The sequence below is a fragment of the Streptomyces sp. NPDC053542 genome, assembly GCF_044544685.1.
GTDB lineage: Bacteria > Actinomycetota > Actinomycetes > Streptomycetales > Streptomycetaceae > Streptomyces.
In genome coordinates this window covers 34585-48636 of record NZ_JBITXL010000009.1, presented here as the reverse complement: position 1 = coordinate 48636, position 14052 = coordinate 34585, and the positions used below count along the sequence as shown (strand labels likewise).

The 14052-nt window shown below is 74.3% G+C and carries 12 protein-coding genes and 1 pseudogene; 7 read left to right on the top strand and 6 right to left on the bottom strand.

The annotated features are described in order from the left end of the window. The first annotated feature begins 28 nt into the window (after positions 1 to 28). The gene (locus ACIGXO_RS24725) at positions 29 to 577 is read left to right on the top strand and encodes a dihydrofolate reductase family protein (RefSeq protein WP_399790780.1); all 549 of its coding nucleotides are present in this window, start codon (positions 29 to 31) and stop codon (positions 575 to 577) included. On the opposite strand, the gene ACIGXO_RS24720 is transcribed toward ACIGXO_RS24725, so the two are convergent. Beyond that, on the bottom strand, positions 560 to 1216 hold the full coding sequence (locus ACIGXO_RS24720) for a TetR/AcrR family transcriptional regulator (RefSeq protein ID WP_399790777.1): 657 nt from the start codon (positions 1214 to 1216) through the stop codon (positions 560 to 562). The genes ACIGXO_RS24725 and ACIGXO_RS24720 overlap by 18 nt on opposite strands. A gap of 172 nt (positions 1217 to 1388) precedes the next feature. Here ACIGXO_RS24720 and ACIGXO_RS24715 point away from each other — a divergent pair, with 172 nt between their 5' ends. Further along, positions 1389 to 2465 carry an aldo/keto reductase gene (locus ACIGXO_RS24715; RefSeq protein WP_399791553.1) on the top strand — a complete coding sequence of 359 codons (1077 nt, stop codon included), beginning with the start codon at positions 1389 to 1391 and terminating at the stop codon, positions 2463 to 2465. On the opposite strand, the gene ACIGXO_RS24710 is transcribed toward ACIGXO_RS24715, so the two are convergent. From ACIGXO_RS24710 to ACIGXO_RS24700, 3 genes and pseudogenes are all read right to left on the bottom strand, one after another. After that, a complete protein-coding gene (locus tag ACIGXO_RS24710) occupies positions 2443 to 4611 on the bottom strand; it encodes a LuxR C-terminal-related transcriptional regulator (protein WP_399790774.1) in 2169 nt (722 codons plus the stop codon). The two genes, ACIGXO_RS24715 and ACIGXO_RS24710, sit on opposite strands and share 23 nt — an antisense overlap. A 78-nt stretch (positions 4612 to 4689) precedes the next feature. Further along, a complete protein-coding gene (locus ACIGXO_RS24705) occupies positions 4690 to 5622 on the bottom strand; it encodes an alpha/beta hydrolase family protein (RefSeq protein WP_399790771.1) in 933 nt (310 codons plus the stop codon). 74 nt (positions 5623 to 5696) lie between these two features. After that, positions 5697 to 5927: pseudogene (locus ACIGXO_RS24700) on the bottom strand (hypothetical protein); the annotation flags it as partial. Positions 5928 to 6211: 284 nt separating this feature from the next. Here ACIGXO_RS24700 and ACIGXO_RS24695 point away from each other — a divergent pair. From ACIGXO_RS24695 to ACIGXO_RS24680, 4 genes are all read left to right on the top strand, one after another. Continuing rightward, complete coding sequence (locus ACIGXO_RS24695) at positions 6212 to 8428, top strand: prolyl oligopeptidase family serine peptidase (RefSeq protein ID WP_399790768.1); 2217 nt, start codon at positions 6212 to 6214, stop codon at positions 8426 to 8428. A gap of 33 nt (positions 8429 to 8461) precedes the next feature. Beyond that, entirely contained in the window at positions 8462 to 9364 is a 903-nt protein-coding gene (locus ACIGXO_RS24690) for a LysR family transcriptional regulator (protein ID WP_399790765.1), read from the top strand. Between the two features lie 207 nt (positions 9365 to 9571). Further along, positions 9572 to 11293: an acyl-CoA dehydrogenase family protein gene (locus ACIGXO_RS24685; protein WP_399790762.1), complete on the top strand. Its 1722-nt coding sequence runs from the start codon at positions 9572 to 9574 to the stop codon at positions 11291 to 11293. 76 nt (positions 11294 to 11369) lie between these two features. Next, a complete protein-coding gene (locus ACIGXO_RS24680) occupies positions 11370 to 11885 on the top strand; it encodes a Rieske (2Fe-2S) protein (protein WP_399790759.1) in 516 nt (171 codons plus the stop codon). A 53-nt stretch (positions 11886 to 11938) separates the two neighbouring features. On the opposite strand, the gene ACIGXO_RS24675 is transcribed toward ACIGXO_RS24680, so the two are convergent. Continuing rightward, positions 11939 to 12610, bottom strand: a complete 672-nt coding sequence (locus tag ACIGXO_RS24675) for a cysteine hydrolase (protein WP_399790756.1) — start codon at positions 12608 to 12610, stop codon at positions 11939 to 11941. Positions 12611 to 12791: 181 nt separating this feature from the next. On the opposite strand from ACIGXO_RS24675, the gene ACIGXO_RS24670 reads away from it, so the two are divergent. After that, the gene (locus ACIGXO_RS24670; RefSeq protein ID WP_399790753.1) at positions 12792 to 13262 is read left to right on the top strand and encodes a pyridoxamine 5'-phosphate oxidase family protein; all 471 of its coding nucleotides are present in this window, start codon (positions 12792 to 12794) and stop codon (positions 13260 to 13262) included. Positions 13263 to 13323: 61 nt separating this feature from the next. Here ACIGXO_RS24670 and ACIGXO_RS24665 read toward each other — a convergent pair whose 3' ends face one another. Next, the gene (locus ACIGXO_RS24665; protein WP_399790751.1) at positions 13324 to 14040 is read right to left on the bottom strand and encodes a FadR/GntR family transcriptional regulator; all 717 of its coding nucleotides are present in this window, start codon (positions 14038 to 14040) and stop codon (positions 13324 to 13326) included. Positions 14041 to 14052: the final 12 nt, after the last annotated feature.

Sequence of the window (14052 nt, the reverse complement as noted above, 5' to 3'; positions counted from 1 at the left end):
CCGGCCGGGGAACGGCATACTGCGGGCCATGGCCAAGCTGCTGTACTCCGCGACCATGTCGCTGGACGGCTTCATCACCGGCCCCGACGGGGACATGTCCTGGCTGACCCGCCACCTCGGCGGCCCCGACCCGATGGTGGACCGGCTCATCGGGGAGACCGGTGCCCTGCTCGTCGGCAACCGCACCTTCCGCGGCGACGATCCGCACAAGGGCACGCCCCAGGAGGGCGAGCCGTTCGGCGGCGGCTGGGAGGGGCCGCAGTTCGTACTCACGCATCACGCGCCGGAGACCGCCGTACCGGGCGTCACCTTCGTCGGTGACCTCGACAGCGGTATCGCCGCGGCCAAGGCCGCGGCCGGCGAGAAGGAGTACGTCAACGTCCTCGGCGCCGACGTCGCGAAGCAGTGCCTCGCCGCGGGCGCGCTCGACGAGATCTTCGTGTGCATCGCCCCCGTCCTGCTCGGCGACGGGGTCCGGCTGTTCGCCCAGCCGGGCGGAGCGGACGTCACACTCGAACGCATCGACCTCGGCCGGACACCGCAGTCGACCAATCTGTGGCTACGCGTTGTGCGATGAGCCCTTGGGGCGCACGTACGCCCCTGCTCGGGCCGCGGCCGTGGCGGCTTCGGCCGCGCGGTCGGCCGCCGCCTCGTCCAGCGGGTCGCCGCTGGCCAGTGCGCGGTAGTAGAGCGGCGCCGAGACCGCGCGGATGACCTCGTGCGGGTCCGTGCCCGTCGGCACCTCGCCCCGTTCGACGGCCTGGCGCACGCAGGGCGCCCACTCCTCGATGCGCGCGGCGTAGAAGCGGTGCAGCGCCTCGGCCGTGCCCGCCTCACTGGTGGCCGCGGCGATCACCGCCTTGAACAGCGGGCCCTGCCGCGGATCGGTGAGCGTCCGCCGCACGAGAGCGGCGTTGGCCTTGAGGTCGCCGAGCAGCGAGCCGGTGTCCGTACGCGGCAGGGACTGTTCGGCCATGTCGGCCAGCAGGTCGGCCACCAGGCCGGCCGCGCTCCCCCAGCGGCGGTAGACGGTCGTCCGGCCGACGTCCGCGCGGCGGGCGACATCGGCGAGGTCCAGCCCCGCGAGCCCCCGCTCGGCCAGCACGTCACCGGCCGCCGCCAGCACGGCCGCCCGCACCCGCGCCGTGCGCCCGCCCGGACGCACGGTTCCCGGCTGCTCCGTGGCTCCCGGCCGCTCCGCACCCTCATCCGCCATAACGGTACTCCCGTTCCATTAGCTCGCGATCCCTGTTACGGTAACGCCCAGAGCCTAACGGAACGGATGACCCATTAGCGGGTTCGGTCTTCCGTTGCCTTCGCCGGCTTCCGTTGCCTTCGCCGGCTTCTTCGCCTTCTTCACCTTCATCGCCGTCGCGAGAGGATCGATCATGGAATACCGGCAGTTGGGCGCCTCCGGCCTCAAGGTCCCGGCCCTGAGTTTCGGCACGGGCACCTTCGGCGGACAGGGGCCGCTCTTCGGAGCGTGGGGCACCACCGACGCCCAGGAAGCGCGGCGGCTGGTCGACATCGCCCTCGACGCCGGCATCACCATGTTCGACACCGCGGACGTGTACTCGGGCGGCGCGTCGGAAGAGGTACTGGGCCGGGCGGTCAAGGGCCGCCGGGACCGGGTCATCCTGTCGACCAAGGCCGGGCTGCCCATGGGCGACGGACCGCAGGACGCGGGCACGTCCCGGTCGCGCCTGATCGGGGCGGTCGAGGACGCGCTGCGCCGGCTCGGCACCGACCACCTCGACCTCTTCCAACTGCACGCCTTCGACGCGCACACCCCCGTGGAGGAAGTGCTCGCCACGCTCGACGGGTTGGTGCGGGCCGGGAAGATCCGCTACGTGGGCGTCTCGAACTTCTCCGGCTGGCAGCTGATGAAGTCGCTCGCGACGGCCGAGAAGTACGGATATCCGCGGTACGTGGCGCACCAGGTCTACTACTCGCTCGTCGGCCGCGACTACGAGTGGGAGCTGCTGCCCCTCGGACTCGACCAGGGCGTCGGCGCGGTGGTGTGGAGCCCGCTCGGCTGGGGGCGGCTCACCGGCAGGATCCGGCGCGGGCAGCCACTGCCGGCCGGCAGCCGGCTGCACGACACGGCGGACTACGGCCCGCCGGTCGAGGAGGAGGCGCTGTACCGGGTGGTCGACGCGCTGGACGAGGTCGCGCGGGAGACGGGCCGGACCGTCCCGCAGATCGCACTGAACTGGCTGCTGCGGCGGCCGACCGTGTCCTCCGTCATCATCGGCGCCCGGAACGAAGCGCAGTTGCGGCAGAACATCGGTGCCGTGGGCTGGGAGCTGACGGCGGATCAGGTGGCCAGGCTGGACGCGGCGAGCGCGCGGACCGCGCCGTATCCGCACTTCCCGTACCAGCGCCAGGAGGGCTTCGCCCGGCTCAATCCGGCGCCGGCGGGGCTCACGTCCCCGGTCGGTCTCACGCCCCCGTCCGCGGCGTGACGGCACGGTCGACCAGGCGGGCCAGCTCAAGCCGGGACCGTACGCCCAGGGTCGCGAAGATGTTGCGGAGGTGGTGGTCGACGGTGCGGGGGCTCACGGACAGGCGTTGCGCGATCTCGCGGTTGGTGGCGCCGTCCGCCACGCAGCGGGCGATGCGGAGCTGCTGCGGGGTGAGGCCGGTGAGCGGTGCCGGGCGGCCGGCGGCCGGCGCTTCGCCGGTGGCGCGCAGTTCGGCGCGGGCCTGTTCGGTCCAGGTCCGGGCGCCACATCCTTCGAAGGCGACCAGCGCGTCCCGCAGCACCCCTCGGGCCGGTCCTGGGCGGCGTCTGCGTCGCAGCCATTTGCCGTGCAGGAGCAGGGTGCGGGCGCGCTCGAAGTCGTTGACGGTGTCGTCGTGGTGCGCGCGGGCCGCCTCGAAGTACGCGTCGGCCGCGGCCGCGTCCCGGCTCTCGGCTCCGGTACCGGTTCCCGTTCCCGCCCCCGCTCCGGCCAGCAGTGCGCGGCAGCGGGCCAGTTGGGCGGGGGCCGCGGGGTCGGCGCCGAGGGCGGCCCAGACCGCGAACTCGTCGACGGCGGTGCGCGCCGCGCCGGGCGTGCCCGCCTGCACCACCGCCTCGGTGTAGCAGGGCACGGCCAGCATGCGTACGGCGAAGTGGCCCTGCCGGGGCCCGGGCCGCACCAGCGGGCCGAGCCGGGCGGCGGCCTCGTCCACGCGGCCGGCGCCCAGGTCGGCCCTGGCCAGGGCCCAGCGGACGAGCGTGGACACCTGGACCAGCCCGTGCGGCCCTGCGACGGCACCGGCCGCCGCCGCGTGGGCGGACAACGCGTCCGTGTCGCCCTCGACGGAGGCGACGAGGGCGAGGATCGCGTGCTGGTGGGCCGCGATGTTGCGCTGTCCGGTCAGGCGCGCGGTACGCAGCCCCTCCTCGGCGTGGACGCGGGCCCGTGCGTGCCGCCCGGCACGCAACTCCCCGTACGCCAGGTGCTCCAGCGCCTGCGGTACGAGTGTGGCGCGGCCCAGCGCGCGGGCGGCCGCGAGGGCGCGCGCGTTGACCCGGCAGGCCGCCGCGAGGTCGCCGACGACCAGCGCGGCGACCCCGGCCCGCAGCAGCACCTCGGGGTCCTCGGCGTGTCCCGTGCGCGCGAGCAGCCGCCGCAGCGGCCCGACGCCCGCGCCGAGCCGCCCGCTCAGGACGGCGGCCATACCCGCCCGGTAGTCGTCGAGAGCGCCGGCAGCCCCGCCTCCCGGGGTACCGCGGCCCACGCCTCCCCGGCCGTCGTCGATCGCTTCCACATACGCCGCCGCGTCCCCCATCGCCCAGGCCGCCTCCATGGCCGCGAGCCGGGCGGTCAGGGAGGCGGCGGCGTCGTGAGGGTCGAGCAGGGCGGCCGCGAGGAGCAGCTCTTCGCGGGCGTCGGCGACCGGACCGTCGCGCAACGACAGCAGTCCGTGGACGAGTTGGGCCCGGCCGCGGACCGGCGCAGCGGCGGGCAGTTCGCGGACGGGGGCGAGCAGGGCGCGCGCCCGGTCGGGCCGGCCGGCGAGGCGCGCGTGGTCGGCCGCCGCGGTCAGCCGGGTGGCACGGTCGGTGCCGTGCCCGGTGAGGCGCGCCGCGACGGCCAGGGCCACCGCGCGCTCCTCGTGGGAGACGTGCGGCCCGGCGGTCCGCGCCGCGGCGGCCAGCCGCCCGGCGAGGCCGGGATCGGGCCCGTCGGCCGCCAGGGCGCGGTGCAGCAGGCCCGGCAGCCGGTCCCGGCCGGGCGCGCTCACCGATGCCAGCAGTGCGTGGGCCGCGCGGCGCCGGGCGAGCGGTACGGCCTCGTACAGGGCCCGGCGCAGCGGCGCGTTGTCGAAGTGGATCCGCTCCCCCGCGGTGCGGACCAGGCCCGCCGTCTCCGCCGGTTCCAGGGCGGCCGCGCCGAGCCCGGCGGCCGCCGCGGCCCGCAGGACGAGGGCCGCTTCGGCGCCGGGCCCGTCGGGGTGCGCTTCCTGCGCGGCCGCGGCCAGCAGCAGGAGCCGGCGGGTGTCTTCGGGGAGGTCGTCGGGCAGGCCGGCCGCGGCGGGCCCGTCCGGCGCTCCGAGTGTCACCCGCCGGTGCGAGGGATTCGTTCCGGGTGCTCCGGGCACGGTCTTCGGTCCGGTCACGACCGTCACGTTACTGGCGTGTAACCGGTCACGGAACCCCACGGAACCCCTCCGTCCCCCGTGCCCCACGGGGCGGGATCAGGACGTGTGCGGGCAGTTGCCCCGGTACTCCTCGATCGTCGTGCTCGGCCGCGGCAGCGGGCAGAGGAACTGCTCGTAGCGGGTGTCGTTGTCGATGAACCGCTTGAGCCACGAAATGCTGTACTTCGCGATCGTGGTGTCGGAGGTGTTCGGGGTGAAGTGCGTCGCGTTGTTCAGCTCCAGATACGCCTTGTCGAGCGAGCCGGGCAGGCTCTCGTAGAACGGTTCGGAGTGGGTCGCGACCGGTGCGATCGTGTCGCCGTCGGCGCCGACGACGAGCGTCGGGGTCGCGATCTCCGGCCAGGTCTTGTCGAGGTTCCAGCCGGTCAGGGGGATCGCGGCCTGCAGGGACGGCCGGCTCTTGGCGGCCTCCAGCGTGCCGCCGCCGCCCATCGAGTGGCCCATGACGCCGAGCCGGCTGCTGTCGATCCGGTCGCGCACGGAGCTGCGCCCGGTCAAGTAGTCCAGCGCGGCGAGGAGTTGACGGCCCCGGCTGTCGGGCTGGTCGAGGGTGGTGTTGGTGTCGATGGTGAACACGACGAAGCCCTGGGAGGCCAGCCGCGGGCCGAGCCAGGCGATGGACGACTGGTAGGCGGTGTAGCCGGGCGAGATGGCGACGGCGCCGAAGGTCCCGTCGCTGGTCGAGGTCGGGTAGTAGATGGTGCCGCCGCCGAAGCCGGTGACGCTCAGGGAGGAGACGGTGGTCTGGGAGACGGCGTAGGGGCCGCGGGACGCCTCGATGCTGGAGACGGTGGGCGCGGGGCCGCGCTCGTACGGGTTGTCCGCGGCCCCGGCCGGTCCGGCCTGCGAGGTGAGCAGGGTGCCCGCGGTCAGGAGGCCGGCCAGCCCCCACCGCGTCAGCCGGGTTCTGAGCCGGCTGCTCCGCTGCCGTTCCGGAATGCGCATGGACACGCTGGTGTGCTGCTGCACGACGGTTCCTCTCGGTAACGGTCACTGACGACCGCAACTCTCGTGCCGTGCGCCCCCTTCGCACATCGGCAGAATCACCGGCCTCGGCAACCGGCGGGAACCGGTTGAGCCTCAGCGCAGCCGCTCCGCCCCACCCGATGGCCGAGGAGACCCGGGACGGCGCGCGAGTGGTCCACGCGGGTCCGCAGGACGGGCGTCCAGCCGGCGCCGGACCGCAGGTACTCCTCGGGGATCTCCGCGTTGTGCACGGCGACCAGGTCGACGGCGCGGCCGTTGACGCGGTTGCCCGCCGCGGTCACCGGCGCGCCGGCCTGCTCACCGGACGGACCGGCGGCCTGCGCCGGTGCGGCGCCGAGTGCCCAGCCGACCTGGGTGGCGGCTCCGACGGCCGCGGCCGCTTTCAAGAGAGCTCTGCGGGGGATGGGGGACATCGTCGTTCCCCTCCGTTCACCTTCGTTGAATCGTTCAAGAAAAGCGCTTGTCGGCAAGGCCGAGATAGACCAACACCTGGCCAACGGCCGGTACTGAATCGATTCATCACCGAACTATTCACTGTCCGACACCGCCGCGCAGCCGATAGGACTCCCCCATGGACTCCACCCACACTTCCGAAAGCGCCGCCTTCCCCCGCCAATTCGCCCGCACTCGCCGCTTCTCGCTGGGCGTGCCACGGAACTTCACCCTCTCCCCCGACGGCCGGCGCGTCCTGTTCACGCGCACCGGGGGCGGCCGGGACCCGATCGGCCGGCTCTGGCTGCTGGCGGACGGCGCCGAGCGGCTGCTCGCAGACCCGACGGCGCTGGTGGGCGGCGGGGACGAGGTGCCGGAGGAGGAACGGCTGCTCCGGGAGCGGGCCCGCGAGCGCTCCGCCGGTGTGGTGGCGTACGCGACCGACCGCGCGGTGCGCCTGGCGGTCTTCGCGCTGGGCGGCGCGCTGTGGGCGGTGCGCACGGACGGCGGGGAGCCCTTCCCCGTACCGGCGGCGGGCCCCGTCACCGACCCGCGCCCGTCCCCCGACGGCCGGCACATCGCCTACGTGACGGGCCGTTCGCTGCACGTCGTGGAGGTACCGGAAAAGGGTGCGGGCGCGGCCGCCCGGGACCGGCAACTGGCCGCCGCCGAGGGCCCGGAGATCAGTTACGGCCTCGCCGAATACACCGCGGCGGAGTCCATGGGCCGGCTGCGCGGCCACTGGTGGGCGCCGGACGGCACGCGGCTGCTCGTCGCGCGGGTGGACACCACGCACGTCCAGCGGCGCTGGATCAGCGACCCGGCGCACCCCGATCGGCCGCCGCGCGCAATCCGGTATCCGCAGGCGGGCACGGCCAACGCGGACGTGAGTCTGTGGGTGTACGGCCTGGACGGCAGCCGTACGGAGGTGGCGTGGGACCGGGCGGCGTACGAGTACGTGGCCACCGTCGGCTGGGACGCGCACGGCCCGCTCATCGGGGTGCAGTCCCGGGACCAGCGCACGCTGCGCACCCTCGCCGTGGACCCGGACACCGGCGCGACCTCGCTCCTCGACGAGCGGACCGACGCCGCCTGGGTGGAGCTGGTGCCCGGCACGCCCGCCAGAACCGCGTCCGGCGCACTGGTACGCACCCATGACGTGGCCGGCACCCGGCACCTCGCGGTCGGCGGCGAGGCGGTCACGCCGGCCGGCCTCCAGGTGCGCGGGGTACTGGGCACCGAGGGCGAGCGGGTGTACTTCACCGCCTCCGACGACCCCGTGGAGACGCACGTGTGGTGCCACGACCCGGAGGCGGACGCGCCGGTGCGGCTGAGCGAGGGGCCCGGTACGCACGGGGCCGTGGTCCGGGGCGGCACGGCGGTGTTCCACGGGCTGACGCCGGAGGGGCCGTACGCGGAGATCCGCGGGACGGGCGGGACCGCGGCACCGCCCTCACCCACCGCGGCACCGTCCTCGCCCGCCGGGAGCACCCTGGTGACCACCATCGCCTCTCTGGCGGAAACCCCGGTCGTCACCCCGCGCCCGCGCCATCTCGTGCTCGGCAAGCGGCAGTTGCGCGCCGCGCTGTACCTGCCCTCCTGGTACGAGCCGGGGACGGGACCGCTGCCCGTACTGCTCGACCCGTACGCCGGGCCCGGCATGCAGCTGGCGGTCGCGGCGCGCGGCTGGCCCGCCTGCGTCTCGCAGTGGTTCGCCGAGCAGGGCTTCGCCGTACTGGTCGCCGACGGGCGCGGCACGCCGGGGCGCGGCCCGGAGTGGGAGAAGGCGGTCCACGGCGACCAGCTGACGCCCGCGCTGGAGGACCAGGTCGACGCGCTGCACGCGGCGGCCGAGCAGGTCCCGGACCTCGACCTGGACCGGGTGGTGATCCGCGGCTGGTCCTTCAGCGGATTCCTGGCCGCCGCAGCCGTACTGCTCCGCCCGGAGATCTTCCGCGCGGCGGTGGCCGGCGCCGCGCCGACCGACCAGCGGCTGTACGACACGTACTGGAAGGAGCGTTTCCTCGGCCACCCGGCCGAGCGGCCGGAGAACTACGAGCGGTCCTCGCTGACCGGCCGGGGCCATCTGCTGCGCCGCCCCCTGCTGCTGGTCCACGGGCTCGCGGACGACAACGTCACGGTCGCCAACATGCTGCGGTTCTCGGCCGAACTGCTCGCCGCGGGCCGCCCGCACACGGTCCTGCCGCTGTCCGGTGCCACCCACGCCCCGGCCGACGACCGGGTGAACGAGAACCTCCTCCTGTTCCAGCGCGACTTCCTCCGGGACGCGCTCGGGCTTGGCCGGAACGCCGCCGGAACCCGGCCGACCGGTCCGGCGGACGTGCACGGCGCTTGAGCGGCGGTCGCGCGCCCTGAGAAGGTGCGGCGCGTGGAACTGCGCCATCTCACCGGGTTCGTGGCCGTCGCCGAGGAACTGCACTTCGGCCGGGCCGCGGAACGCCTGCACATCGCCCAGTCCCCGCTCAGCCAGCAGATCCGGCTGCTGGAGCGGGACCTGGGCGCCGCCCTCTTCGACCGCACCACCCGCTCGGTACGGCTCACCGCGGCCGGCCAGGCCCTGCTGGAGCCGGCCCGCAACCTCCTCGCCGACGCGGCCGCCGTGCGCCGTACGGTGCAGTCGGTCAGCCTCGGCGAGGCGGGCCGGGTCACCGTGGGGTACGCGGGCGCCAGCAGCTACGCGGCGCTGCCTCCACTCGCCCGCGCGGTCACCTCCGAATACCCCGGTATCGAGCTGTCCTTGCAGGGCCAGGTCTACTCCGGCGAGGCGCTCGGCCGGATCACCGACGGCACCCTGGACCTCGGCTTCGTCTCGCTCCCCGTGCGGCGCGGCATCGTCTCCCGGGTCGTCCGCGTCGAGCGGCTGGTCCTGGCGCTGCCGGACACCCATCCGCTGGCCGCGCGGGAGGCGGTCGACGTCGCCGCGCTGGCGCGGGAGCGCTTCGTGACCTTCCCCGCCGCGCGCGGCTCGGCGGTGCGGGACGCGCTGGTGCACGCCTGTCACGCCGCCGGCTTCTCGCCGCGCGTCGCCCAGGAGGCGCCGGACTCCTACAACCTGCTGGCGCTGGTCGGGGCCGGGGTGGGCGTGGCGCTGGTGGTGGAGTCGGCGCGCAACATCCGCCTGGAGCATGTGGTCTTCCGCCCGCTGGCCGGCGAGGTGGCCCCGCTGCCGATCGCCCTCGCCTGGCGCGCGGGCAACGAGTCGGCTGCGCTGCACAACGTGCTGAAGGTCGCGGAACGGGTGCTGCCGACGCCGGCGGAGTACGTGCCGTAACGCCCTGACGAGTACGTGCCGTAATGCCCCGGCGGGTACATGTCGTGGCGCCCGGCGTCTCGAGGTACGGGCTGGTGGCGGGCGATTGTCCTCGATCGCGTCTCAATCGGGCGGCGAACAGGTCTTGGACAGCCTTCCCGCGCCCCTGCGAAGGTGATCGCGTCTCGTCATGCCGCGCGGATCACTTCAAGGCACCAGGAGACCCGTATGCCGAACTTCGCCGACCAGGACCCCGCCCTGCGTCCGTTCCTGGACCGGGTGCTGTCTGCCGACGACCGCGCCCGTATCGAACCCCTCCTCACGGAGCTCGGGGAGCTCGCCGCCGGGGAGATCGACCGGCAGGCGGCGCTCGCCGACGCCAATCCGCCCCGGCTGCGCTCGTACGCGCCCGACGGTGAACGCATCGACGAGATCGAGTACCACCCCGCCCACGACCGGCTCGCCGAGATCGCGTACGAACGCTTCGGTCTCGCCGCGATGTCCCACCGCCCCGGCGTGCACGGCCGCCCGGACCGCACCCCGCACACCGTCAAGTACGCGCTGTCCTACCTCTACGTGCAGTCCGAGTTCGGCATGGCCTGCCCGCTGTCCATGACCGACTCCGCGGCGCGCGTGCTGCGCCTCTTCGACCCCGAGCGGTACGCCGCCGAGATCGCCGCGCTCACCTCCACCGATCCCGCGACGCGTGCCACCGGCGCGATGTTCATGACCGAGAAGCAGGGCGGTACGGACGTCGGGCGCACCGAGACCGTGGCGACCTCGGCCGACGGGGGCACCCACTGGATTCTCACCGGGAAGAAGTGGTTCGCCTCCAACCCCGGTGCGGACGTGATCCTCACGCTCGCGCGCGTGCCGGGGCAGGGCGAGGGCACGCGCGGGCTCGGCATGTTCCTGGTGCCGCGGCTGCGCCCGGACGGCACCCGTAACGCGGTCCGGATCGACCGCCTGAAGGACAAGCTCGGCTCGCGCTCCATCGCCAGCGGCGAGGTCACGCTGGACGGCGCGTACGCCACCCCGGTCGGCGACCTCACCCGCGGCTTCCGGCAGATGGCCGAGATGCTCAACGTCTCCCGGCTGTCCAACGCCATGCGCTCCGCCGCCCTGATGCGCCGCGCGGTCCGCGAATCGGTCGCTCACGCCCGGGAGCGGACGGTCTTCGGTACGCCGCTGTTCGAGCAGCCCCTGATGCGTGTGACGCTGCTGCCGATGATCCTCGACGCGGAGGCGGCGCTCGCCCTGGTCCTGGAGGCGGCGGCCCGGCTGGACGAGGCCGACGCGGGCGACGCGGCCGCCCCGGACCTCGTACGCGTCCTCACCCCGCTCGCCAAGTACACGGTCTGCAAGCGCGCCCGCACCGTCACGGGCGAGGCGATGGAGATCCGCGGCGGCAACGGCTACATCGAGGACTGGGTGAACCCCCGGCTGCTGCGCGACGCCCACCTCGGCTCCATCTGGGAGGGCTCGTCCAACGTCATCGCCCTGGACGTGCTCCGCTGCCTGCGTCAGTACGCCGCGCATCACACCCTCGCGCGGGCGTACGGGGACCGGGCACGCGCCCTGTCGCTGCCCGCCGCGAAGCAGCTGGCCGTCCGGTGGGAGGAGCTGGCGGCCCGCGGTGACGGGCTGCTGGCAGGCCCGGCGGCGGAGCAGGAGATGCGCGCCGGGCGGTACGCGGAGGAGCTGACCCGCACCGTCATGGGAACGCTGCTGCTGGAACAGGCGGCATACGAGTGCGCGGCGCCCGCGCCGAACGGGCGGGCCCTGCTGGCAGCGCACGCCTACCTCACGCTGCTCGCCGATCCGGACGCGCTGCCGCGCACCGCCCTCGACCGTCTGGACGCGCTGGCGGACAGCGGCTCGGTGCCGGTCGCGGAGGCGGAAGGGGAAGGGGAAGCGGAAGGGGAAGCACCCTTTCGGCCGACCCGTTGAACACCGGAGGCCGCCGGTCCGTATGGAACCTTCACAAGGCGAAGGACATACCGGTACCGGGACCTCTGGAGACACCATGAGCTCACCATCACAGGAACGTGCCGGCGCCGCCCGGCGCACGGTCGTCGCCGCCGCCGGCGCGGCGGGCCTGACCGCGGCACTCGCCGCGTGCGGGGGCGGCGGGGACGGCGGATACGGCTCGTCGTCCTCGTCGTCCTCGTCGGGCTCGCCGTCGTCCGGCGGTTCCCCGTCGTCCGGCGGCTCGGCGGGCCCCTCCAAGAGCGGCGGCGCAGCCGAGGGCTCCGGGAAGGCGCTGGCCAAGACCTCGGAGATCCCCGACGGCGGCGGGAAGATCTTCAAGGCGCAGAAGGTCGTGGTGACCCAGCCCGAGAAGGGCGACTTCAAGGCGTTCTCGGCGATCTGTCGGCACGCGGGCTGCATCGTGGGCGACGTCAGCGGCGGCACGATCAACTGCCACTGCCACGGCAGCAAGTACGCCATCGCGGACGGCAGCGTGCGGCACGGCCCGGCGACCAAGCCGCTGCCGGCCGTACCGCTGAAGGTCAAGGGCGGCGAGATCGAACTGACCTGAGCGCCTCCCCCCGACTCCGCCGCGCTCCTCTCACCGCGCCCGCCGCGTTCCCCTCACCGCGCCCGCCGCGACCGTTTCCAGCAGGTCAGCACCGCTTCGGTGGAGGTGACGGTGGCGACCAGCGCGAGCGTGTTCCGCACCATCGCCGGGGTGTACTCGGCCGGCACCCCGGCGATGGCGTCGGCGGGCACGACCGCGGTGTAGCCGAGGTTGACCGCGTCGAAGACCGCGTTGGGTATCGCCACGTTCGCCGAGACACCGACGATCACGACGTTGCGGACGCCGAGGTTGCGCAGCAGCGCGTCCACCTCCGTACCGGCGATCGGCGACAGCCCGTGCAGCCGCCGGACGATCAGGTCGGCGTCGGACACCGGTATCGGGTCGGCGATCCGCACCGCGGTCGTCCCCGTGAGCTGCTGGACGGGCAGCCGCCCGGCGGCGCGGAAGAGGCGGGCGTTGTGGCTCGCGCCGCGGCCGTCGGGCCGGCGCTCGGCGACCGCGTGCAGGACCTGGACGCCGGCCTCGTGCGCGGCGGCGGTCAGCCGCGCCACCTTGGCGAGCGCACCGGATGTACGGGCGGCCTCGGCCAGTTCGGGCAGCGCGCTGTCGGTGCCGACGACACCGTTCTGGCACTCGACGGTGAGCAGCGCGGTGCTCGCGGGATCGAGCTGGTCGACGAGCTGGGCGGCCTGCGCGGCTTGGGGGACTTGGGCGTCCGTGGGCATGGGGGTACCTCCTGGGCTGGGCGGTCGGGAGGGCGGTCGGGGGAGGGCGGCCGTGCGGGGGTGGTCCGGTGTCCATTGCGTTCGCCGGGCAGCGGACTTCCATTGCTTTCGCCGGGCGAAGGGCTCATGATTCCTGACACTTGGTCAGGTGGCCAGGGAGCGACCGGGGAGGTGGCCGCGGATGGCGGCAGCGGCAGGGCAGCGCAGGGGACGCCGGATCATGATGAGCCCGGAGGAGCTGGACGTCTTTCTGGCGCGGCAGCGGACCTGCCGGATCGCCACGGTCGGGCCGGACGGCGCACCGCACGTCGGCGCGCTGTGGTACGTCTGGGACGGCACCGCACTGTGGCTGTACTCCCTCACCCGCAGCAGGCGCTGGGCCCACCTCGTGAGGGACCAGCGGGTGGCGGTCGTGGTCGACGACGGCCACGAGTACGGCGAACTGCGCGGCGCCGAACTGTCGGGCAGCGTGGCGTTCGTCGGCGAGGCACCGCGGCACGGCGAGCCCTGCCCCGAACTGGAGGCGCCCGAGAAGCTCTTCGCGGCGAAGTACTTCGGCATGGAGACGCTGCCGCACGACGGCCGGCACGCCTGGCTGCGGCTCACGCCGGAAGCGGTGGCGTCCTGGGACTTCCGCAAGATCCCGGGCTGATCCGCCTCCTCATGACGCGGGGGTGACCCGGCTGCTCAAGACGCGGGGGTGACCCGGCTGCTCAGCTTCCTTCTTCCTCCTCCGGCGTCCACGTGAGCAGCCGCACCTCGGCGACCGTACGGACGTGCTCGCGCATCGCCGCCGCGGCCGCTTCCGGGTCGCCGTCGCGTACCGCCTCGAGGATGCGCCGGTGCTGGGCCAGTGAGCCCTGCGGGCGGCCCGGCTGGCGCAGCGATTCGTTGCGGCTCTCGCCGATCTGCTCCGCGATGGAGCGCATGAACTCGGCGAGCAGCGCGCTGTGCGCGGCCGCGGTGACGGCGGCGTGGAAGCGGCGGTCGCCCTCGACGCCCGGACCGCCGTCCTCGACCTCCTTCGCCATGTGCGCGAGGGCGTCGTCGAGCGCCGCGAGGTCGGCGTCCGTACGGCGGCGGGCCGCCAGTTCGGCGAGCTTGGTCTCCATGGCCTCGCGCGCCTCCAGGACGTCCGGCAGCCGGCGGCGGCGCTCGACCAGGCGCTCGACGGGCTCCGCCGCGTCGAGGGTGTCGCGCACCAGGTAGGTACCGCCGCCGTGCCGCACCTCGACCAGACCCTGCACCTCCAGCACGACGATCGCCTGCTTCACGGACGCCCGGCTGACGCCGAGCCGCTGGGCCAGCTCGCGCTCCGCCGGCAGGCGGTCGCCCGCGCCCAGCCCGTCTTCGGCGGCGTACTGGCGCAGCCGCTCGACCACCTGCTCGTAGAGCCGTGGCCTGGCCATCGGCCGCAGCGCCTCGGACATCGGTCGGCCCCC